The following is a 22155-nucleotide window of genomic DNA, read 5'->3' as shown; positions in this document are numbered from 1 at the left end:
GGGGAGGAGGAGATCGGGGACGATTTCGGATTTTACCGTGCCCTGAGTGACACGGGTGGGGAAACGGCAAGGGACGCAGGAACCCCACAGCGAAGTGTAGCCCGACCTGGAGACCCGTCGGGCGCCCCGCCCGTCACCGTTGCGCAACGGAGTGCGACGATGGCGGACGGGGCGGGAGGGGTCAGCCGTTCTCCGCGAAGCGGATGATCTTGACGAACTCCTCGGCCTTCAGGCAGGCGCCGCCCACCAGGGCGCCGTCCACGTCCTTCTCGGCCATGATGCCGGGGGCGTTGTCGCCCTTGACCGAGCCGCCGTAGAGCACGCGCACCTTGTCGGCCAGGTCGGCCGAGTACAGCTCGGCCAGGCGGCCGCGGATCGCCGAGCACACCTCCTGGGCGTCGGCCGGGGTGGCGACCTCGCCGGTGCCGATGGCCCACACCGGCTCGTAGGCGATCACCAGGCGCTCGGCCTGTTCGGCCGGGATCTCCTTGAGGGCGCCGTCGACCTGGGACAGCACGTGCTCGACCTGGCCGCCGGCCTTGCGCACGTCCAGGCCCTCGCCCACGCACAGCAGCGGCACGATGTCGTTCTTGAACGCGGCCTTGATCTTGGCGTTGACCAGCGCGTCGTCCTCGTTGTGGTACTCGCGGCGCTCGGAGTGGCCCACCAGGACGTAGGCGCAGTCCAGCTTGGCCAGCATGGCGCCGGAGATCTCGCCGGTGTAGGCGCCCTTGTCGTGGGCGGAGATGTCCTGGGCCCCGTACCCGATGCGCAGCCGGTCGCCGTCCACCAGCGTCTGCACGCTGCGGATGTCGGTGAACGGCGGCAGGACGACGACCTCGGCGGCCTCGTAGTCCTTGTCCTCCAGGGAGAAGGCCAGCTTCTGGACGAGCGCGATGGCCTCCAGGTGGTTGTTGTTCATCTTCCAGTTGCCCGCGATGAGCGGCAGCCGCTGGGTCATACGGATCACTTCCTCGGAAAGTCTCGGGGGTTCGCGTCAGCGCAGGGCGTCGATGCCGGGCAGGTCCTTGCCCTCCAGGTACTCCAGGCTGGCACCGCCGCCGGTGGAGATGTGGCCGAAGGCCGCCTCGTCGAAGCCGAGGGCGCGCACGGCCGCGGCCGAGTCGCCGCCGCCGACCACGGTGAAGGCGTCGGAGTCGATGAGGGCCTGGGCCAGGGCGCGGGTGCCCCCGGCGTAGGGCTCCATCTCGAACACGCCCATGGGGCCGTTCCAGAACACGGTCCTGGCGTCGGCGAGCTTCTCCGCGAACAGGGCGCGGCTGCGGGGGCCGATGTCCAGGCCCATCCGGTCGGCCGGGATGGCGTCCACGTCCACGTCGGCGTGCGCGGCGTCGGCGGCGAACTTCTCGGCGGCCACCACGTCCACCGGCAGGACGATCTCCACGCCCTCGCGCTCGGCCCGCTCCAGGTAGCCCCGGACGGTGTCGAGCTGGTCGGTCTCCAGCAGGCTGGTGCCGACCTCGTGGCCCTGGGCCCGCAGGAAGGTGAACACCATGCCGCCGCCGATGAGGATGCGGTCGGCGGTGCCCAGCAGGTTGTCGATGACGCCGAGCTTGTCGGAGACCTTGGAGCCGCCCAGGACCACGGCGTAGGGGCGCTGCGGGTCGGTGGTGAGCTTCTTGAGGACCTCGACCTCGGTCAGGACCAGGCCGCCGACGGCGTGCGGGAGCCTGCCGGGCAGGTCGTACACGCTGGCGTGCCTGCGGTGCACCGCGCCGAACGCGTCGCCCACGTACAGGTCGGCGAGCTGCGCGAACCGGTCGGCCAGCTCGCCGCGCTCGGCGTCGTCCTTGCTGGTCTCGCCGGGCTCGAAGCGCACGTTCTCCAGCAGCGCCACCTCGCCGTCGGCCAGCCCGTCGCAGACGGCGCGGGCGGACTCGCCGGCGGTGTCGGCGGCGAAGGCCACCTCGGTGCCGAGCAGCTCGCCCAGGCGGGCCGCCACCGGGCGCAGGGAGTAGCGGGGGTCCGGGGCGCCCTTGGGGCGGCCCAGGTGGGCGGCGACGATGACGCGGGCGCCGCGCTCGCGGAGCGCTTCGATGGTCGGCAGGGCCGCACGGATGCGCCCGTCGTCGGTGATCCGCTCGCCGTCCAGGGGCACGTTCAGGTCGGCCCGGACGAACACGCGCTTGCCGGAGACGTCGAGGTCGTCGATCGTCCGCATGCTGGTCTCCTCGTGACGAATATCGGGTCTTGCCGCCCCTGGTCGCAGGGGCCGGAAAGGGGCGCGCTCACGACGGCACCCCTCCGCGCGCAGTGCGGGCGGAGGGGTGCCGTGTCACGCGCCGGAGGCCGCGGGGGCCGGGGCGTCCTACAGACCGGAGCCGACCAGCTTGGCCAGGTCGACCAGGCGGTTGGAGTAGCCCCACTCGTTGTCGTACCAGCCGACGATCTTGACCTGCTTGCCGAAGGCCATGGTCAGGCTGGAATCGAAGGTGCAGGAGGGCGAGGTGCCGACGATGTCGGAGGAGACGATCGCGTCCTCGGTGTAGACCAGCACGTCCTTGAGCGGCCCCTCGGCGGCGGCCTTGAACGCGGCGTTGACCTCTTCCTTGGTGACCTCGCGGGTCAGGGTGACGACGAGGTCGGTGACCGAGCCGTCCGGCACCGGGACGCGCATGGCCATGCCGTCCAGCTTGCCCTTGAGCTCGGGGATGACCAGGGCGGTGGCCTTGGCGGCACCGGTCGTGGTCGGGATGATGTTCTGCGCGGCGGCGCGGGCGCGGCGCAGGTCCGAGTGCGGGAAGTCCAGGATGACCTGGTCGTTGGTGTACGCGTGCACCGTGGTCATCAGGCCCTGCTCGATGCCGAAGGCGTCGAGCAGCACCTTCGCCATGGGCGCCACGCAGTTGGTGGTGCAGGAGGCGTTGGAGATGACGTGGTGGGCGGCCGGGTCGTACTTGTCGTCGTTGACGCCCATGACGACGGTGAGGTCCTCGCCCTTGGCCGGGGCGGAGATGATGACCTTCTTGGCGCCGGCGGCCAGGTGCTTCTTGGCGTCCTCGGCCTTGGTGAAGCGGCCGGTCGACTCGATGACGACGTCGACGTTCAGCTCGCCCCAGGGCAGCAGGGCCGGGTCGCGCTCGGCCAGGACCTTGATGTTCTTGTCGCCGACGCGGATGAAGTCCTCGCCCACCTCGACGTCGCCCGCGAGGGTGCCGAGCACGGTGTCGTACTTGAGCAGGTGCGCGAGCGTCTTGGTGTCGGTGAGGTCGTTGACCGCGACGATTTCGATGTCGCCGCCGCCCGCTGCGACCGCACGCCAGAAATTGCGGCCGATCCGGCCGAAGCCGTTGACGCCTACACGGATGGTCACGGAACCAATCCCCTCATATATCGCACTTCATTTACACCCGTGCATTGCCGACCGGCTCGCGCCCGGACCGCGGTGTACTCCGCACGGACGGCTGTGAACAGGTGTTACGCCGCATCGGGTGTTCACAAAGAGCCTAGCGGAGGACGTGCGGGGGTCGGTTACCGACCCATGCCGACCGCGCTCCGAACGGCTCGTGGATTCGCGACCATCCTGGCACCGCAAAGCGAAGAGGTCTATACCATTTGCCGAAGTTATCGGCGAGTTCTCGCAGTTAACAAAGCCGAACATCGGTGTTACGCGCGCGCTGCGGCCCGGACGGCGGCGTCCCAGGTCAGGGCACCAGCATGTCCGGAGTGAGGTTCGCCTCGGTCCCCTCGATGCCCAGGTCGGCCGCACGCTTGTCGGCCATGGCCAGCAGCCTGCGGATGCGCCCGGCGATGGCGTCCTTGGTCAGCGGCGGCACCGACAGCTGGCCCAGCTCCTCCAGGGACGCCTGCTTGTGCGCCAGTCGCAGCTTGCCCGCCGCCACCAGGTGCTCGGGGGCGTCCTCGCCCAGGATCTCCAGCGCCCGCTCCACCCGCGCCCCGGCCGCCACGGCCGCCCGGGCGCTGCGCCGCAGGTTCGCGTCGTCGAAGTTCGCCAGCCGGTTCGCGGTCGCCCGCACCTCCCGGCGCATCCGGCGCTCCTCCCAGGCCAGAACACTCTGGTGGGCGCCCAGCAGGGTGAGCAGCGCTCCGATGGAGTCGCCGTCGCGGACCACCACGCGGTCCACCCCGCGCACCTCGCGCGCCTTGGCGTGCACCTTCAGCCGCCGCGCCGCGCCGACCAGTGCCAGGGCCGCCTCCGGGCCCGGGCAGGTCACCTCCAGCGACATCGACCGGCCGGGCTCGGTGAGCGAGCCGTGCGCGATGAAGGCGCCCCGCCACGCCGACTCGGCGTCGCAGGCCCCGCCCGCCACCACGTGCCGGGGCAGGCCGCGCACCGGGCGCCCGTTGTTGTCGACCAGCCCCGTCTGCCGGGCCAGCGACTCGCCCTCCTTGATCACCCGCACCACGTACCGGTTGCCCTTGCGCAGGCCGCTCGGGGAGAGCACGACCACCTCGGACTCGTGTCCGAACACCTCGGAGATGTCCTTGCGCAGGCGGCGCGCGGCGGCACCGGTGTCCAGCTCGGCCTCGATCACGATCCGGCCGCCCACCAGGTGCAGGCCCCCGGTGAACCGCAGGATGGTGGACACCTCCGCCTTGCGGCAGCATGGCTTCAGAATGGCCAGACGGCTCAGTTCATCCTTCACCACGCCGGTCATCGCCATCGCTGCGATCCTCCCCTTGAAACGACCTTGACCGGTGCCGCGCGCCCGAACACCGGCGTGCCGCCGCGGCCCCGCCACGAGCGACTTTCTCCGAGGAGACTACGTTACGAGACGCCCGGTGCCGACCCTTGAACGGCGTGTTGCCCGCACGACGGCGCCGTCGGCGCCGCGGGGCACGGGGTTCGTGGCGGTGTGCGGTCAATTGCCCCCGACCTGCGATGACAACAGCTCCAGCAGGTGGTCGCGCAGCACCACCGCCTGATTGTGCTCCTCGTCGCGCGCCGAGTACAGCAGCGTCACCGGCCCCCGGCGCGCGGCCTCCAGGATCGGCTCCAGCGCCCGGGGCCGGTCGGCCAGCTCCGCCCGGTAGCGGCGGGCGAACTCCTCGAACCTGGCCGGGTCGTGGCCGAACCAGGTGCGCAGCTCCGTGCTGGGACCCGCCTCCTTGACCCACGGCACGCCCTCCAGCGCGCTCTTGCGGACCCCGCGCGGCCAGAGCCGGTCGACCAGGAAGAGCGCACCCGGCGGCCGGTCCCCGCGCACCTCGTCGTAGACCCGTTCCACGGTGATGTCGTAGCCCATGGCGGCGGTGTTCCCCGGGGGCCGCCAGGGGGAACCCGTCAGTCGTTCAGGATCCGCTCGAAGGCCCGCGCCAGCAGCTCCGGGTCGTGCCGGGGGCTGCCGTCGCCCATCGCCAGGTCGGCCAGCTCCAACCGCCCGCCCAGGTCCCGCGCGGCCGCGGCCAGCGGCTCGGCCTCCTCCACCGTCCCCCGGTCGGCCAGCACCACGTCCACGCCCAGCTTCGGGGCGTGCTCGCGCAGCACCTCCAGGTAGGTCTCGGGCCGGAAGTCGTCGGTCTCCCCCCGCTGCGGGGACAGGTTGAGCGCCACCACCCGCCGGGCCCGCGTGGTGACCAGGGCGTGCGCCAGGTCCGGCACCAGCAGGTGCGGCAGCACGCTGGTGAACCACGACCCGGGGCCGAACACCACCCAGTCCGCCTCGCGCACCGCCTTGACGGCCTGCGGCTCCGCCGGGGGCTCCGCCGGGATCAGCGAGACGGAGCGCACCCGGCCGCCGGTGCTCGCGCACGCCACCTGGCCGCGGATCGTCGTCACCTCGTCGGGGCGCCCGGCGTCGGCGCCCACCACCTCGGCGGAGATGTCCAGCGGCACCGACGACATCGGCAGCACCCGGCCGTGGGCGCCCAGCAGCTGGCCCACCCAGTCCAGCCCGGCCACGGAGTCGCCCAGCAGCTCCCACAGCGCCACGATCAGCAGGTTGCCCACGGCGTGGCCGTGCAGCTCGCCCTCGGAGCGGAACCGGTGCTGGATCACGTTGCTCCAGGTGTGGCCCCACTCGTCGTCACCGCACAGCGCGGCCAGCGCCATCCGCAGGTCTCCCGGGGGCAGCACCCCCAGCTCGCGGCGCAGCCGCCCGCTGGAGCCGCCGTCGTCGGCGACCGTCACCACCGCGGTCACGTCGGTGGTCACCCGCCTCAGGGCCGACAGGGACGAGTACAGGCCGTGCCCGCCGCCCAACGCGACCACCCGGGGCGGACGTGTTCCGTCCCCGTCCGGTGCGGTGCTGTTCGCCATGGTCGTGGCCTGCCCCTCGTACCCGTGTGCAGCGACGGGCCGCCCCGCCGAGGACGGCGGACGCGCCCGACGTCCCCGAACCGCCGGAGCCCCCGCCCCACGGGGTATCGGCACCGACGGTGACCGAGTCAATCTAAGGGAAGACGGCCCGCTTGGCGATTCGGTTGACCCGGCCCCCGCTCACTCCCGTCCCACGTCCCGGTGCACCACGTGGACCTCCACGCCCTGGGTGCGCAGTCGCTCCGCGAACTGCTCGGCCATGGCCACGCTGCGGTGCTTGCCGCCCGTACAGCCCACCGCCAGCGTCATGTAGTGCTTGCCCTCGCGCTGGTAGCCCTCGATGGTGAGCTTGAGGACCTCGCTGTAGGCCTCCAGCATCTCCTTGGCCCCGTCCTGGGACAGCACGTAGTCGCGCACCGGCTCGTCGCGGCCGTTCATCGGCCGCAGCTCCGGGATCCAGTGGGGGTTGGGCAGGAACCGGCAGTCCAGCACCAGGTCGGCGTCCACCGGCAGCCCGTGCTTGAACCCGAAGGAGACCACGTTGGCGCGCGGGCGCGCCTCGTCGCTCTCCCCGAAGAACCCGATCACCCGCGCCTTGAGCTGGTGCACGTTGAGCTGGGAGGTGTCGATGACCAGGTCGGCCTCGCCACGGATGGCGCGCAGGGTCTCGCGCTCGCGGGCGATGCCGTCGGTCAGCCGGCCGTCGCCCTGCAGGGGGTGGGGCCTGCGCACGCCCTCGAACCGGCGCACCAGGGCGTCGTCGCCCGCCTCCAGGTACAGCACCCGCGCCGTGATGTCGCGCTTGCGCAGCTCCTCCACCGTGGACAGCAGGTCCTCGGTGAACGCCAGCGACCGCACGTCCACGACCACCGCCACCCGCGGCACCGCGCCGTGGGTGCGCCCCGCCAGCTCGATCATCGTCGGCAGCAGGCCCGGCGGCAGGTTGTCCACCACGAACCAGTCCAGGTCCTCCAGCGCCCTGGCCGCCGTGCTCCGGCCCGCCCCGGACATCCCGGTGACGATGACCACCTCGGGCGGCAGCTCCCCGCCCAGTTCGACCGTCATGTGTCTCCTCCCCCGTCAGTGCTGTTCGGTACCGGTGCCCCGTCGGTCTCCCGTCCCGCGGGACTCCCGGAAAGGTGCGCGTGCACGGACTCGGCCAGCTTGGGCCCGATGCCCGGCACCGCGGCGATCTCCTCGACCGTGGCCCCCGCCAGCCGCTTGACCGAACCGAACGCCTTGATCAGGGCGGTGCGGCGGGCCGGGCCCAGGCCGGGCAGCTCGTCCAGGGCGCTCCCGGTGAGCGCCTTGGCCCGCTTCTGGCGGTGGTAGGCGATGGCGAACCGGTGCGCCTCGTCGCGCACCCGCTGCAGCAGGTACAGGCCCTCGCTGGTGCGCGGCAGGATGACCGGGTCCTCGTCGTCGGGCAACCACACCTCCTCCAAGCGCTTGGCCAGACCGCAGACGGCGATGTCGTCGATGCCCAGCTCGTCCAGGGCACGGCGCGCGGCCTGCGCCTGGGGGCGCGCCCCGTCCACCACCACCAGGTTAGGGGGGTAGGCGAACTTCCCGGGTTTCGGCTCGTCGTCGATCACGTGACCGTCCTGTGCGGCGGAGTCGCCGCCGGTCTCCCCCATCCGGGCGACCTCGCCGCTGCGGGCGCTCTCCTCCAGGTAGCGCCGGAACCGGCGCTTGACCACCTCGTACATCGCCGCGACGTCGTGCTGCTCGGCGCCGCCCTCGCCGCTGCCGCGCACCGAGAAGCGCCGGTACTCGGACTTGCGGGCCAGGCCGTCCTCGAACACCACCATGGACGCGACCACGTGCTCGCCCTGGAGGTTGGAGATGTCGAAGCACTCGATGCGCAGCGGCGCCTCCTGGAGCTCCAGTGCCTCCTGGAGCTCGTTGAGGGCTCGGCTCCGGGTGCTCAGGTCCCCGGCCCGGTGGGTCTTGTGCCGGGCCAGCGCCTCCGCGGCGTTCTTCTCCACGGTCTCCATCAGCGACCGCTTGTCCCCGCGCCGGGGGACCCGCAGGTCCACGTTGGCGCCCCGGTGCCCGGCCAGCCAGCCGGCCACCGCCTCCGGGTCGGCCGGCTCGTGGGAGACCAGCACCTCGCGCGGGACCGCGGTGCCGGTCCCCTCGCCCTCCTCGGTGCCCTCGGCGGAGCCGTACAGCTGGCCCAGGAACGTCGCCATCAGCTCGGCGGGGCCCGCGTCGTCCACCTTGTCCACCACGTAGCCGCGCTGGCCGCGGATGCGCCCGCCGCGCACGTGGAAGATCTGCACGGCCGCCTCCAGCTGGTCGTCGGCCAGGGCGATCACGTCGCAGTCGGTGGAGTCGGGCAGCACCACCGCCTGCTTCTCCAGTGCGGCGCGCAGGGCCTCGATGTCGTCGCGCAGCCGGGCCGCCCGCTCGTACTCCATCTCCTGGGCAGCGGCCCTCATCTCGCCCTCCAGGCGGCGGATGAAGCGGCCGGTGTCCCCGGCCAGGAAGGAGCAGAAGTCGTCGGCCAGGGCGCGGTGGTCCTCGGGGGAGATCTTCCCGGTGCACGGCGCCGTGCACTTGCCGATGTACCCCAGCAGGCAGGGGCGGCCGCTGGTGCGGGCCCCCCGGAACACCCCCGCCGAGCAGGTCCGCACCGGGAACACCCGCAGCAGCAGGTCCACGGTCTCGCGGATCGCCCAGGCGTGCGAGTACGGGCCGAAGTAGCGCACCCCCTTGCGCTTGGCACCGCGCATCACCTGGACGCGCGGGAACTCCTCGTTGAGGGTCACCGCCAGGTAGGGGTAGCTCTTGTCGTCGCGGTACTTGACGTTGAACCGCGGGTCGTACTCCTTGATCCAGGAGTACTCCAGCTGGAGCGCCTCCACTTCGGTGCCCACGATCGTCCAGTCCACGTCGGCGGCGGTGGAGACCATCTGCTGGGTGCGCGGGTGCAGCCCCGCGAAGTCCCGGAAGTACGACGACAGCCGCGAGCGCAGGTTCTTGGCCTTGCCGACGTAGATGACCCGGCCCGCACCGTCCCGGAAGCGGTAGACCCCCGGGGAGGTCGGGATGGAGCCGGGCGCGGGACGCAGGTGAGGTGTCGCAGGCATGCCCCCATTCTGGTGTGCGGCGGTGACATCCGGCCACTCGCGCCCCGGGCGTCCCCCTCCGGGGACGAGAGCCGCGTCACGAGCACCACGATCAGGTCGCCCGAACGTCACGATCGGGTATCCGCATGCTCTAGGTTGGGCGGGTAGATCGACCCTTTCCGACATGAACGACAAGGGGGCCTCGCGTCGTGGACATCGACGAATATTGGGCCTGGATCGCCCTCGGCATCGCCGTGGCCATCTCCCTGGGACTGGTGTTCGCCGCGCGCTGGGTGCTCAAGCACAAGCTCGCCAAGATGTGGAGCATCGCGAACTTCCTGGTGATCAGGACCCGCTACTCCGGGTACGCGGCGGGCGCGGTGGTGGGCGCCAACCTGGGCATGCCCAGTATCACCGACGTGGGCTGGTCCACCTACGGCACGCTCCGGCACGGCATGGTGATCCTGATGATCGGGTCGCTGACCGCCCTGGGCATCAGCCTCGCCTACGCCGTCACCGACACCATCCTGGCCCGCCTGTCCCACGCCAACGGGGACGCCGACCGCAAGGCGCGCCGCCTGCAGACGCAGGTGCGGCTGCTGCGCCGGGTCGTCACCTCGATCATCGTGGTCGTGGCGGTCTCCGCGATCCTGTTCACCTTCCCGCAGGTGCAGGCGCTGGGCGCCGGGCTGCTGGCCTCCGCGGGCATCATCGGCATCGTCGCCGGTGTGGCCGCGCAGTCCACCCTGGGCAACCTGTTCGCCGGATTGCAGCTGGCGTTCAGCGACGCCCTGCGCATCGGCGACGTCGTCGTGGTCGAGGGCGAGTGGGGCCGGGTCGAGGAGCTGTCCCTGGTCAACGTCACCATCAAGATCTGGGACGAGCGCCGGCTGGTGGTCCCGGTCGCGAACTTCACCACGACCAGCTTCGAGAACTGGACCAAGTCGGGCACGGCGATCACCGCCAAGGTGATGATGCCGCTGGACTGGGAGGTGCCGATCGCCGAGCTGCGCGAGGAGGCGGGCCGCCTCATCACCGCCAGCGAGTACTGGGACGGGCGCAGCTGGTCCTGCCAGGTGGTGGACATCACCGAGAACGGCGAGGTGATGGTGCGCGTCGTGGCGACCGCCGCCAACACCGGCGACCAGTGGAACATCGCCTGCGAGATCCGCGAGCACCTCATCGGCTGGCTGGTCGAGCACTACCCGCAGTCGCTGCCGCGCAACCGCACCGAGGTCGTGGCCGCCGAGGACGAGGACGCCTTCCGCGCCGCGGCCGCCTCCGCCGCGATCCGGCGCGCGGAGCGCGACGCCCCGGGCAGCCGGGAGGAAGTCCCCGAGGACGCCTGACCCCTCGTGTGAACGTGCGGAACGCCCGGGACCGTGTCGGTCCCGGGCGTTCCGCGTTGGGCGCCGCGGCGCTCAGTCCAGGATGATGTCGGTGCCGTCGACGGTGACCGTGAACTCCTCCAGGGCCACCTGCGCGGGGCCCGTCACGACCTCGCCGGTGGCGTAGTCGAACTCGCTGCCGTGGCACAGGCAGCGGATGACGCCGTCCTCCACCTGCTGGACGGTGCAGCCGCCGTGGGTGCAGGAGGCGGCGAAGGCCCGGTAGTCACCGGCCTCGGGCTGGGTGACCACCAGCTTGCTGTGGCTGAAGACGGCGCCGCCGCCCTCGGGGACGTCGGTGGTCTGGCCGACCACCTGGCCCCGCCGGGCGTCCTGCGGCTTGGGGGGCTCCCCGCCGCAGGCGCTCACCGCGGTGACGGCCCCGACGGCCGCGACCGCCCCGGCCGTCCCGAGCAGGCGCCGCCTGCTCACCCCGCATCCGCACGTCTTCTCGACCGCCACGACGAACCGCTCCTCACCTGCGCGTCCAAACCTACGACGCACTGTAGTAGGCGGTCCGGAGTGCTTCGCCCCGGGCCCCGCGAAAGCCCCCGTCGGCCACTGCCGCCGGGCCACCCGCCGTCGTCGTCGGGCAGCCGGTCGGCCCGCACGCCGCCGTCCGACCCCCGATGGTCACCGTCCGCGGAAGGGGGCCGTCCTCGGCCCCGTGCCGCGGGACGGTCCCAACGGTCACCGTCCGTGCAAGGGGTCCACCGCCGGGGCCGGGCGCCCGGTGGGACACCCGTGGGGGCGTTCCGAACGCCGCACGACCGTCCTCGGCCGGGGACGACGGCGGCCCGCCCCCGGAGGAAGGGTCCGGGGACGGGCCGCGCACCCGCGGGTGCGGCTCAGAGCAGCTTGGCGAGGAACCGCCCGGTGTAGGACTCGGCGACCGCCGCGACCTCCTCGGGGGTGCCCTGGGCGACCAGGGTGCCGCCGCCGGAGCCGCCCTCGGGGCCCATGTCGATGATGTGGTCGGCGGTCTTGATGACGTCCAGGTTGTGCTCGATGACGATCACCGTGTTGCCGGAGTCGGTGAGCCGGTTGAGCACCCCCAGCAGCTTGCGGATGTCCTCGAAGTGCAGGCCCGTGGTGGGCTCGTCCAGCACGTACACGGTGCGGCCGGTGGAACGGCGCTGCAGCTCGGCGGCGAGCTTGACCCGCTGCGCCTCGCCGCCCGACAGGGTGGTGGCGGGCTGGCCCAGGCGCACGTACCCCAGCCCCACGTCGGTGAGGGTCTGCAGGTGGCGGCGGATGGCGTTGACCGGCTCGAAGAACTCCAGCGCCTCCGAGATCGGCATGTCCAGGACCTCGGCGATGTTCCTGCCCTTGTACTTGACCTGGAGCGTCTCCCGGTTGTAGCGGGCGCCGTGGCACACCTCGCAGGGCACGTAGACGTCCGGCAGGAACTGCATCTCGATCTTGAGCGTGCCGTCGCCGGAGCAGGCCTCGCAGCGCCCGCCCTTGACGTTGAACGAGAACCGGCCCGGCTGGTAGCCGCGCGTCTTGGCGTCGGTGGTCTGCGCGAACAGCTTGCGGATGTGGTCGAAGACCCCCGAGTAGGTGGCCGGGTTGGACCTCGGCGTGCGCCCGATGGGGCTCTGGTCCACGTGCACGACCTTGTCGACCTTGTTCAGGCCGTTGACCCGCACGTGCCGGCCCGGGACGTCGCGCGCCCCGTTGAGCTCCTTGGCCAGCGCCTTGTACAGGATCTCGTTGACCAGCGTGGACTTGCCCGAGCCCGACACCCCGGTGACGGCGGTGAACACCCCCAGCGGGAAGGCCACGTCGATGTCGCGCAGGTTGTTCTCGCGGGCGCCCTTGACGACCAGCTCGTGCCCCTTGGTGAGCGGTCGGCGCACCGCCGGCAGGTCGATGGAGCGGCGCCCGGACAGGTAGTCGCCGGTGAGCGACGCCTCGTTGGTGAGCAGCTCGTCCACGATGCCCGACACCACCACGTGGCCGCCGTGCTCGCCCGCGCCGGGGCCGATGTCGACCACCCAGTCGGCGGCGCGGATGGTGTCCTCGTCGTGTTCCACGACGATGAGCGTGTTGCCGATGTCGCGCAGCCGCTGGAGGGTCTCCAGCAGGCGGGCGTTGTCGCGCTGGTGCAGGCCGATGGAGGGCTCGTCCAGCACGTAGAGCACGCCCACCAGGCCCGAGCCGATCTGGGTGGCCAGCCGGATGCGTTGGGCCTCGCCGCCCGAGAGCGAACCGGAGGAGCGGGCCAGGCTGAGGTAGTCCAGGCCCACGTCCAGCAGGAAGCCCAGCCGGGCGTTGATCTCCTTGAGGACCTGGGCGGCGATGACCGCGTCGCGGTCCGACAGCCGCAGGTCGGCCAGGAAGCGGGCGCTCTCGGCCAGCGACATCGAGGCCACCTCGGCGATGGACCGCCCGCCCACGGTCACCGCGAGCACCACCGGCTTGAGCCGGGTCCCCTCGCAGGCGGGGCAGGGCACGCTGCGCATGTAGCCCTCGAGGCGCTCGCGGCCGTAGTCGCTCTCGGTCTCGGTGTAGCGGCGCTTGACCCAGGGGATGACGCCCTCGAAGTCGGTGTAGTAGGACCGCTCGCGGTTGTACTTGGTGCGGTAGCTGACGTGGACCTGGGTGTCGTGCCCCTCCAGGATCGCCTTGCGGGCGCGCTTGGGCAGCTTCTCCCAGGGGGTGTCCAGGACGAAGCCGACCGACTCGCCCAGGGCGGTGAGCAGCCGCTCCCAGTACCCGCCGTTGGGGCCGCCCGACCAGGGGGCCAGGGCGCCCTCGGCCAGGGTCTTGGCCGGGTCGGGGACGATCAGCTCCGGGTCGACCTCCATGCGGGTGCCCAGGCCCGAGCACTCCGGGCAGGCGCCGTAGGGGGCGTTGAAGGAGAAGGAGCGCGGCTCCAACTGCTCGAAGGACAGGTCGTCGTAGGGGCAGTACAGGTGCTCGGAGAAGACCTTCTCGCGCTCGGGGTCGTCCTCGGCCAGGTCGACGAAGTCCAGCACGATGGTCCCGCCGGCCAGCTTGAGCGCGGTCTCCACCGAGTCGGTCAGCCGCCCGCGGGAGGACTCCTTGACGGAGAGCCGGTCCACGATCACCGAGATGTCGTGCTTGTCGTAGCGGCCCAGCTTGGGCGCCTCGTCCAGGCGCACCGGCCGGCCGTCCACGACCGCGCGGGTGTACCCCTTGGACTGCAGGTCCTTGAACAGTTCGAGGTACTCGCCCTTGCGGCCGCGCACCACCGGGGCCAGCACCTGGAAGCGGGTGCCCTCGGTCATCTCCAGCACCCGGTCCACGATCTGCTGCGGGCTCTGCCGGGAGATCTCGCGGCGGCACTGCGGGCAGTGCGGGACGCCGATGCGCGCCCACAGCAGCCGCAGGTAGTCGTACACCTCGGTGATGGTGCCGACGGTGGAGCGGGGGTTGCGGCTGGTGGACTTCTGGTCGATGGACACCGCCGGGGACAGCCCCTCGATGAAGTCCACGTCGGGCTTGTCCATCTGGCCCAGGAACTGGCGGGCGTACGCCGACAGGGATTCGACGTAGCGGCGCTGCCCCTCGGCGAAGATCGTGTCGAAGGCCAGCGAGGACTTGCCCGAACCGGACAGGCCGGTGAACACGATCATGGCGTCGCGGGGCAGGTCCAGCGACACGTCCTTGAGGTTGTGCTCCCGGGCACCCCGGACTACCAGTTGTTCGACCATCGAGTCAGACATCCTTCGGCTGTGGCACACAGGGCACCGGTCGGGCGTCGGCCTGCCGTGCGCGGTTCGTGTGTTCGGCGGTCGGGTCCCCCGGACGACCGCCCCGGCCCCGGATCCGGGCCGCTGAAGGGGGGTGGGGAGGGCGTGGGCCTCCCCGTCCGTCAAGACTAACGACCCCCGCCGACGGAATCTTCCGCAACGGAGAAGTGCCGTGTCCTGATGCCCGACGCCGATACGGGGTCCACTATAGACGAACGGGTGTTCGACGTCCGGGTTTTCGCGCGGTCCGGGGAAGAAGAACCGGGGGCGGTCCCGTTGAACGGGACCGCCCCCGGGCGGGAGCGCGGGACGGCCGTCAGGAGCGGTCGGCCGCGGAGTCCCTCTCGCCCTCCTCCTCGACGGCGGGAGGGGCGTTGCGCTTGTCGGCCGCGGACTTGACCAGGCTGCCGGCGATCGTGATCACCATGACGCCGATGATCACCGTCAGGGACAGGGAGGTGCTGATCTCCGGGACGTGCACGCCGTTCTCGTGCAGCGCGTGCAGGATCATCTTGATGCCGATGAACACCATGATCGCCGACAGGCCCCAGCTGATGTAGGCCAGGCGGTCCATCAGGCCGGCCAGCAGGAAGTACAGCTGGCGCAGGCCCAGCAGGGCGAAGGCGTTGGCGGTGAAGACGATGTAGGCGTCCTGGGTGAGGCCGAAGATCGCCGGGATCGAGTCGACCGCGAAGACCAGGTCGATGACGCCGATGGCCAGGATGACCAGCAGCATCGGGGTGATGTGGCGCTTGCCGTCGAGCTTCACCGTCAGGTGCGCGCCGTGGTAGCCGTCGGTGACCGGCCAGAACCGCTTGACCAGGCGCACGACCGGCGTCTGGGTGAAGTCCTTCTCCTCCTCGTCGCCCTTCATGTGGTCCCGGACGATCTTGTACCCGGTGTAGATGAGGAAGGCGCCGAACAGGTAGAAGACCTCGCTCCAGGCGTTGATGACCTGGGCGCCGAGGATGATGAAGATACCGCGCATGATCAGCGCGATGACGATGCCGATGAGCAGCACCTCGTGCTGGTACTTCTTGGGCACCGCGAAGGAGCCCATCAGCAGGTAGAAGACGAAGAGGTTGTCGACGCTCAGGCTCTTCTCGGTGACGAACCCGGCGAAGTACTCCGCGCCGGCGGTCGCACCGCCGTAGTACCACACACCGAAGCCGAAGATGATGGCGATGCCGATGTAGAAGGCGGCCCACCAGGCCGCCTGCTTGACCCCGAACTCCTGGGGGCCCTTCTTCTTGCTCCACGGGTGGTCCACGATGGCGAGGTCGATGACCAGGATCGCGATCATGGCGCCGATCGTGGCGACCCAGACCCACAAGGGTACGTTCACTGTCGTTAACTCCTCCGGTCAGTGCGCGCGGGCTGTTTGCACGCACGTCGAACTGCCGGAGGTCTCTCCCGCTCGCCTCGGAATCCGGGGCGAACCGACGGTACCGGGAACACGCCCTTGTGTTCCGTGATGACGACACCGCCGCGACAGGGATACTCCCCTCACATGCCAGGCCAGGATACCGGCCGCACGATGTGACCGTGCACGCCCGACCTGTGACCACGATGCCACATCCGCCCTCTCCGCAGAAGTAGCGCAGAGGACGAAGTAGCACGACCCCCAGGACACATCATCCGCTCCTGGGAGATATCTGGCGAACGAACAGGGGATCCGGGTATATAAGGCGCAAAACGCCCCCGACATTCCCTTTTCCCGTGTCACCGGCTTTTCCCGTGCCGCCTTTCCCGGGTCACCGCCCCAGTACCGACTTGTACACCGCGCACGCCGCCGCCACCGCGTCCTCCTCGCCGGGCAGCGAGCGCGCCGCCGCGGCGGACCGCGCCCGCAGGTCCGCGGCGAGGGCCGGATCGTCCAGCACCCGCCCCACCGCCGCCGCGAACGCCTGCGGGTCGCCCGGCGGCACCATGAGCACCGTCCCCGAGTACAGGTCCGGGATGCCGCCCACGCGGGTGGACACCACCGGCAGCCCCGCCCGCAGCGCCTCCATGATCACCAGCGACGGCCCCTCCCACTGGCTGGTCAGGCAGAACACGTCGGCGGCCGCCAGCAGGTCGGCCACGTCCGTGCGGTGCCCCAGCATCCGCACGTCGGCCCCCAGTTCCGCGGCGGTGTCGTGCAGGGTCCCCCACAGCGGCCCGTCCCCCGCGATCGCGATGACCGGCTCCGGGTGCCGGTCGGCGATCCGCGGGGCCGCCTCCAGCAGCATGTCCAGGCCCTTCTGCTCGGCCAGCCGGGCGATGGTCAGCAGCAGCGGCCGCTCGGGCAGCACCGCCAGGTCCGACCGGGTCGCCTCCCGGCCCTTGACCGGGGGGCCGGTGTCGGGCGCCGCGACCACCGCCGGACGGGCGTCGCGCGCCCCCACCCGTTCCAGCCGCCGCACCAGGTCCCCCGACACCCCCAGCACCACGTCGGCGCGCAGCGCCACGATCCTCTCCAGCACCGGGTAGGCGGCCGCCTTCAGGCCGTCCACCGGCGGCGGGGCGTTGTGCGCCGTCACCACCAGGGGGCGCGCCCCCGCCAGCGCGCACAGCGCGCCGGCCCGCATCCCGTGGGCGTGCACCACGTCGGCGCCACCGAGCACCGACCGCAGCCGCAGGACCGTCGCGGGATCGGCGACCGAGGGGGCCGCCCCGATCCGCACCGGCGCGAACCGCATCCCGGCGTCGGTGAACGCGAACTCCCGCTCGGCCGAGGCCGGGCCGACCACCGCCACCCGGTACCCCCGCCGCACCAGCCCCTCGCCCAGGGACCGCACATGCCTGCCCGCCCCACCGGTGCTGGTCCCCAGCACCAACGCGATCCTGCCGTTCACCGGCTCCCCCTCCTGCGTTCGAACACGCTCCGGACCCGATCCAGGGCCGCCCGCGCCGACGGCCGGTCCACCACGGCCGCCACCAGGGCGAACACCACCACCGCCAGCACACCCGACACCAGGGCCGCCCCCGCCGAGGACCACACCCCGCCGCCCGCCAGCGCCACGGCCACCGGGCGGCCCGCGGCCCAGCCCAGCGCACCGCCCGCCGCCACCGCCGCGAGCGACCGCCCCGCCCCGGCCAGCGCCGCCGGGCCGTGCACCCGCCCCACGGCCACCGCGCAGGCCAGCGCCGCGCATGTCAGTCCCAGTGTCGTCGACCAGCCCAGGGCGGCGATCGCCCACCCGGGCGGCACCAGCGCCACCGACACCGCCGAGCACGCCATCACCAGCAGCCAGCCCAGGGTCTGGGCGGCCGCCGCGGGCCTGCCGTGGTGGGAGGCGTACAGCGCCCGGCTGAACAGCGCCACCAGTCCGAACCCCACCACACCGGGCGCGTAGGCCGCCAGGGCCCGTTCCAACGCCACCGGGTCGTTGCGGGCGAACACCTCGGCCACCGGCGGCGCCGCGGCCGCCAGGGCGGTGCCCACCGCGGCGGTCAGCACCGCGGCGGCCCGCGCGGGCCCCGCCACCAGCTCCGCGTACGCGCCCCGGTCGCGGTCGGCGTGCGCCACCGCCAGCGCGGTGAAGGCGCTGGTGGCGATGGGGACCGCGATCACCCCGTAGGGCAGGGTGAACAGCGCCCACGCGTAGGAGTACAGCACCGATCCGCCCGCCCCGCCGCCGCGGTTGGCCAGCGCCACCGACAGCAGCAGGCACGCCTGCATCGCCACCAGCGGCACCAGGGACGCCGCCGCGAGGGACCGCACCCGCCGGCCCACACCGGGCGGGAAGACCAGTCGCGGACGCCAGCTCAGCCCCAGCCGCAGCGCCGGGCCCAGCACCGTCAGGAACAGGGCGACCACTCCGGCCGTCGTCCCCAGCGACAGCACCAGCTCCGCCCCCAGGGGCAGCCCGGCCGGGTCCTGCCGGTGAGCGCCGCCCAGCGGAACGAACAGCAGGTAGGAGCAGATGACCACCACGCTCGACACCAGCGGCGCCGCCGCCGGGGACAGGAACCGCCGGTGCGCCTGCAGCACCCCGTACAGCACCGCCGCCAGCCCGTAGAACACCACCTGCGGGGCGAACACCAGCAGCATCCGCACCGACAGCGCGGCCAGCACCCCGGGGTCGCAGCCCGCACCCGCTCCCAGCATCAGCGCCATCGCGTAGGGGGCGGACAGCGCGATCAGCCCGGCCAGCGGCACCGACAGCAGCAGCACCCAGGTCAGCAGCGCCGACGCAGTGTGCTCCACCTGCTCCCGCTCGCCCCGCCCGGCCGCGGCCGCCAGCACCGGGACCACCACCGCGGTCAGCGCTCCGCCGATGACGATCTCGAACAGCACCGCGGGCAGCTGGTTGGCGGTGATGTAGGCCGTGCCCAGGCAGGTGTCGCCCACCGTCTGGGAGAAGACCACCGTGCGCCCGAACCCCGCCACCCGGGCGCCGACGGTGACCGCGGCGATGAGCAGCGCGGCCCGGCCGACCCCCTGCGTCACCCCGGCGGCGAGGCGGGACACCCCGGGCCCCTCACGCGCACCGCCCCCAGCGGTCCAGTGCCCGCAGCGGCGGCACCCGGTCGATGACCCTGGAGAAACTCGTGACCTCGCTGGCCAGGGTCAGGGCCACGACCCCGCCCAGCAGCGCCAGCCGCACCGGGCGGGGGGCGCGGGCGGCCGCCGCCGCGCCCAGGGCGGCGCCCAGGGCGTTGGCTCCGGCGTCGCCGAGCATGGAGCGCTCGGCGAGGTCGTCGGGGAGCAGGGCGGCGCAGGCGCCGACAGTGGGCGCCAGCACCGGGGCCGCCGGGGAGGCCAGCCCGGGCAGGGCGGCCAGGAGGCCGAGTTTGACGGCGCGGCCCGGGCGCAGGTCGAAGAGGTTCACCAGGTTGGCGCCCGCGGCGATGAGCGCCCCGTCCACCAGGGTGTCGAGGGGGCCGCGGCGCAGCAGGGCGGCGGCGGCCAGGCCGGTGGCGCCGATCCCCGCCATCTTCACCGCCCCGGTGGTCACCCGCCCCCGGGCCAGGGCGCCCAGGTGGCCGCGCAGCCCTCGGGCGTCTGCGGATCCGGCCAGGTCGTCGTAGGCGCCGAACGCGGCCGCCCCCGCGGCGGCCAGCGCCGTCGCGGCCCGCACCCGGGGGTCCAGGCCGGGCGTGAGCAGGCTCGCCGCGCACACCCCCGAGGCCAGGGCCGGCCCCTCCTGGAGGGTCACCCGCCGCCCCCGGAAGTTGGTCCGCCACCAGGCGGCCGGGCCGGGTCCCCCGGCCGGAGCGGGTTCCGCCGCCGGAGCGGGTTCCGCCGCCGGAGGGGACTCCGCGGCGCCGTCACGATCGGCGGCGGCACGGGTGAGCAGGGTGTAGGCGGTACGGGCGGCCGCCGCCGCGACCGCGGCGCCGACCAGCCCCTGCACGGCGGACGCGGAGACGGGGGTCCGGCGGCGGCCGGCGCCCGGACTCTGGAAGGACGGGCCCATCACTCCTCCCCCCGGGCGGCCCTGCGGGCCTCGTCGGTGTCCGGGGACGGCGACGGGGACGGCGAAGGCGAGGCCGACGCCCGGGGCTCGGGCAGCGGGTCCGGCATGAACCCGCGCACCCCCTCGCCCACGCCGTAGGCGGCGCCGTCGCCGTCGACGTCCTCGGCCAGCGCCAGCACCGCCACGATGTCGCCCATCGGGCGGCCCGCCATGTCCACGGTCGCGAAACCCGCCTCCGAGGCCCGGGCCCGGGCGAGCATCCCGTCCCCGTGCGAGGACGGCACGTCCCCCGCCAGCACCAGCCCCTCGACCCGGTCGTGCAGGGCCGAGGAGAACGAGGCCAGCACCGTGTTCTCGGCCTCCCGGTCCTCGCGCCCGGCCTGCTCGGCCGAGGACGGGGCGACCACCACCACCGCGTCGGTCCCGCCCGCGGGCTCCCCGTGCACCGAGATCAGCCCGCCCTCGACGAACGTCTCCAGTGCGGCGGCCGGGTCGTGCCCGCCGTTCCGGCCGCCTTCCTCCCGGTCCTCCCCGTCGCCGTCGCGCTCGGAGGAGCGGGCCAGGGCACGGCCGATCTCGGTGCCCGCCTTCTCGTAGGTCCCCACGCCCTCCAGGGACGCCGGGTCGGCGGAGACCTGGAGCGCCAGCTCGTCGACGAACGCGGTGTTACTCGGATCGACGAACTCCGAGCGGACCTCGATCCGCCCGGAGACCGAGCCGCCCGCCTCCTTCACGCGGTCCTCCAGCGAGGCCGCCGTGTCGGCGTCGGCGCCCGGCGCCTGCACCAGCACCACGTCCAGGCCCCGCAGCCGGTCCTCCAGCAGGTCCCCGGCGGCGGCGTCGGCGAGCTCGTCGGCCCCGGCGTTGACCCGGTCGGCGACGTCGCGCTCGGCGCGCAGGTCCTCGGTCTGGCCCCGCAGCTCGGCGGTCTCGTCCTGCAACGTGTCGAGCAGCGGGTCCTGGAGCATGGTGGTGCCCAGGACGAGCCCCACCGTCAGCGCCAGGAACACCGCGATGATGGACACCAGGTGGTAGCGGAAATCGATCACGTGAACAGCCCCGTCAGCCAGTAGGAGAAGGCGTCCCAGCGCGCCGCGAGGAACGTGAGGTAGACCTGCCCGGCCGGTGAGCTGTAGGCGGCGACCACGATGGTCAGCAGGCTGGCCGCGACCAGCCCGAGCAGCGCCCAGGGGGAGATCCGCGAACGGTACAGGCGGCTCACGCCCTTGGCGTCCACGAGCTTGCCGCCCACCCGGAGCCGGGTGAGGAAGGTGCTGGCCATCCCCGACCGCCCCTTGTCGAGGAACTCCTCCAGGGTGGCGTGCGTGCCCACCGCCACGATGAGGGAGGCCCCGGCACCGTCGGCGAGCATCATCGCCACGTCCTCGCTGGTGCCGGTCGCGGGGAAGACCACGGCCGGGTAGCCCAGGTCGGTCAGGCGCTGGAGCCCGGGGGCCCGCCCGTCCCGGTAGGCGTGCACGACCAGCTCGGCGCCGCTGGCCAGTGCCCGGTCCGACACCGAGTCGAAGTCCCCGACGATGATGTCGGGCCGGTACCCGCCCTCCATGACCGCGTCGGCCCCGCCGTCCACGGCGATGATCACCGGCCGGAACTCGCGGATGTAGGGCCGCAGCGCGGCGATGTCCTCCCGGTAGTGGTAGCCGCGCACGACGATCAGGACGTGGCGGCCCTCCATCTCCGTGGAGATCTCGGGGATGCCGATGCCGTCCAGCAGCAGGTCGCGCTCGTGCTGGAGGTAGGCCATGGTGTTGGCCGCGAACGCCTCCAGCTGGGTGGCCAGCCCGGCGCGGGCCTCGGCCATGGCGGCGGCGACCGTCTCGGGGGTCTGCACGGTCCCCTTGGCGACGGGTTCCCCGCCCCGGTAGAGCACCCCGCCCTCCAGGCGCAGAGGCTCGCCGTCGCGGACCCGGGTGAACACCTCGGGGTCGACGTCGTCGACCAGCGGGATGCCCGCCTGGGTGATGAGTTCCGGGCCCTGGTTGGGATAGCGGCCCGAGATGCTCCGGGCGACGTTGAGGACCGCCGACACCCCGCACCCGACCAGCGCCTCGGCACTGACGCGGTCCAGGTCGACGTGGTCGATGACCGCGATGTCGCCGGGGCGCAGGCGCTTGGTCAGGTTCTTGGTGCGCCGGTCCGAGCGCACGGGAGCGACCAGCCCGGAGGGAGAGTCCGCCCGGGTCCGGCGGAACCGCATGACTGTGGCGCTGAGCGCGTCCGATACCTTCATCGCTGGCATACTGTCAGAACTCGCCTACGCAGAGTCATAACAGCGTGGTGGTCGGCGTGTTCGGTCATCGGCGC

General features: G+C 72.6%; 17 protein-coding genes. 1 reads left to right on the top strand and 16 read right to left on the bottom strand.

Annotated elements, in window-relative coordinates; all coding sequences use genetic code 11:
- Positions 1-181: 181 nt before the first annotated feature.
- From tpiA to uvrC, 8 genes are all read right to left on the bottom strand, one after another.
- Entirely contained in the window at positions 182-961 is a 780-nt protein-coding gene (gene tpiA / locus ABZ249_RS29370; protein ID WP_220560019.1) for a triose-phosphate isomerase, read from the bottom strand.
- 36 nt (positions 962-997) lie between these two features.
- The gene (locus ABZ249_RS29365; RefSeq protein ID WP_355269273.1) at positions 998-2182 is read right to left on the bottom strand and encodes a phosphoglycerate kinase; all 1185 of its coding nucleotides are present in this window, start codon (positions 2180-2182) and stop codon (positions 998-1000) included.
- 147 nt (positions 2183-2329) lie between these two features.
- Positions 2330-3334 (bottom strand): type I glyceraldehyde-3-phosphate dehydrogenase, encoded by a 1005-nt coding sequence (gap, locus tag ABZ249_RS29360; RefSeq protein ID WP_220560017.1) that lies wholly within the window; start codon positions 3332-3334, stop codon positions 2330-2332.
- A gap of 331 nt (positions 3335-3665) precedes the next feature.
- The gene (gene whiA, locus ABZ249_RS29355) at positions 3666-4646 is read right to left on the bottom strand and encodes a DNA-binding protein WhiA (protein ID WP_220560016.1); all 981 of its coding nucleotides are present in this window, start codon (positions 4644-4646) and stop codon (positions 3666-3668) included.
- Between the two features lie 198 nt (positions 4647-4844).
- Positions 4845-5228, bottom strand: a complete 384-nt coding sequence (locus ABZ249_RS29350; protein WP_355269270.1) for a DUF488 family protein — start codon at positions 5226-5228, stop codon at positions 4845-4847.
- 38 nt (positions 5229-5266) lie between these two features.
- On the bottom strand, positions 5267-6241 hold the full coding sequence (yvcK, locus tag ABZ249_RS29345; RefSeq protein ID WP_220560014.1) for a uridine diphosphate-N-acetylglucosamine-binding protein YvcK: 975 nt from the start codon (positions 6239-6241) through the stop codon (positions 5267-5269).
- 180 nt (positions 6242-6421) lie between these two features.
- A complete protein-coding gene (gene rapZ / locus ABZ249_RS29340; RefSeq protein ID WP_355269268.1) occupies positions 6422-7306 on the bottom strand; it encodes an RNase adapter RapZ in 885 nt (294 codons plus the stop codon).
- Positions 7303-9336, bottom strand: a complete 2034-nt coding sequence (gene uvrC, locus ABZ249_RS29335; protein ID WP_355269266.1) for an excinuclease ABC subunit UvrC — start codon at positions 9334-9336, stop codon at positions 7303-7305. The genes rapZ and uvrC overlap by 4 nt, the downstream gene beginning before the upstream one ends.
- 188 nt (positions 9337-9524) lie before the next feature.
- Between uvrC and ABZ249_RS29330 the strand changes: the two genes are divergently transcribed.
- Complete coding sequence (locus ABZ249_RS29330; RefSeq protein ID WP_355269264.1) at positions 9525-10664, top strand: mechanosensitive ion channel domain-containing protein; 1140 nt, start codon at positions 9525-9527, stop codon at positions 10662-10664.
- A 72-nt stretch (positions 10665-10736) separates the two neighbouring features.
- Here ABZ249_RS29330 and ABZ249_RS29325 read toward each other — a convergent pair whose 3' ends face one another.
- The 8 genes from ABZ249_RS29325 to steA form a co-directional block, all read right to left on the bottom strand.
- Positions 10737-11135 carry a Rieske (2Fe-2S) protein gene (locus ABZ249_RS29325; RefSeq protein WP_220565655.1) on the bottom strand — a complete coding sequence of 133 codons (399 nt, stop codon included), beginning with the start codon at positions 11133-11135 and terminating at the stop codon, positions 10737-10739.
- A gap of 416 nt (positions 11136-11551) precedes the next feature.
- Positions 11552-14386 (bottom strand): excinuclease ABC subunit UvrA, encoded by a 2835-nt coding sequence (gene uvrA, locus ABZ249_RS29320; RefSeq protein WP_355269262.1) that lies wholly within the window; start codon positions 14384-14386, stop codon positions 11552-11554.
- Positions 14387-14741: 355 nt separating this feature from the next.
- Positions 14742-15770, bottom strand: coding sequence for a TerC family protein (locus ABZ249_RS29315; protein ID WP_355269260.1), 1029 nt, complete (start codon positions 15768-15770; stop codon positions 14742-14744).
- 409 nt (positions 15771-16179) lie between these two features.
- The gene (locus ABZ249_RS29310; protein WP_355269258.1) at positions 16180-17262 is read right to left on the bottom strand and encodes a glycosyltransferase family 4 protein; all 1083 of its coding nucleotides are present in this window, start codon (positions 17260-17262) and stop codon (positions 16180-16182) included.
- Positions 17259-18881, bottom strand: coding sequence for a lipid II flippase MurJ (locus ABZ249_RS29305; RefSeq protein WP_355269256.1), 1623 nt, complete (start codon positions 18879-18881; stop codon positions 17259-17261). Before ABZ249_RS29305 ends, ABZ249_RS29310 begins: the two co-directional genes overlap by 4 nt.
- Positions 18882-18891: 10 nt before the next feature.
- Positions 18892-19830, bottom strand: a complete 939-nt coding sequence (locus ABZ249_RS29300; RefSeq protein ID WP_355269254.1) for a hypothetical protein — start codon at positions 19828-19830, stop codon at positions 18892-18894.
- Entirely contained in the window at positions 19830-20879 is a 1050-nt protein-coding gene (locus tag ABZ249_RS29295; RefSeq protein ID WP_355269252.1) for a copper transporter, read from the bottom strand. The genes ABZ249_RS29300 and ABZ249_RS29295 overlap by 1 nt, the downstream gene beginning before the upstream one ends.
- Positions 20876-22048, bottom strand: a complete 1173-nt coding sequence (gene steA, locus ABZ249_RS29290) for a putative cytokinetic ring protein SteA (protein WP_220565654.1) — start codon at positions 22046-22048, stop codon at positions 20876-20878. The genes ABZ249_RS29295 and steA overlap by 4 nt, the downstream gene beginning before the upstream one ends.
- Between the last annotated feature and the right edge of the window lie 107 nt (positions 22049-22155).

It is taken from the genome of Nocardiopsis sp. NPDC006139 (assembly GCF_040614155.1).
Lineage (GTDB): Bacteria > Actinomycetota > Actinomycetes > Streptosporangiales > Streptosporangiaceae > Nocardiopsis > Nocardiopsis changdeensis.
The sequence above is the reverse complement of the archived record's forward strand: the minus strand, read 5'-3'. Positions and strand labels throughout refer to the sequence as shown.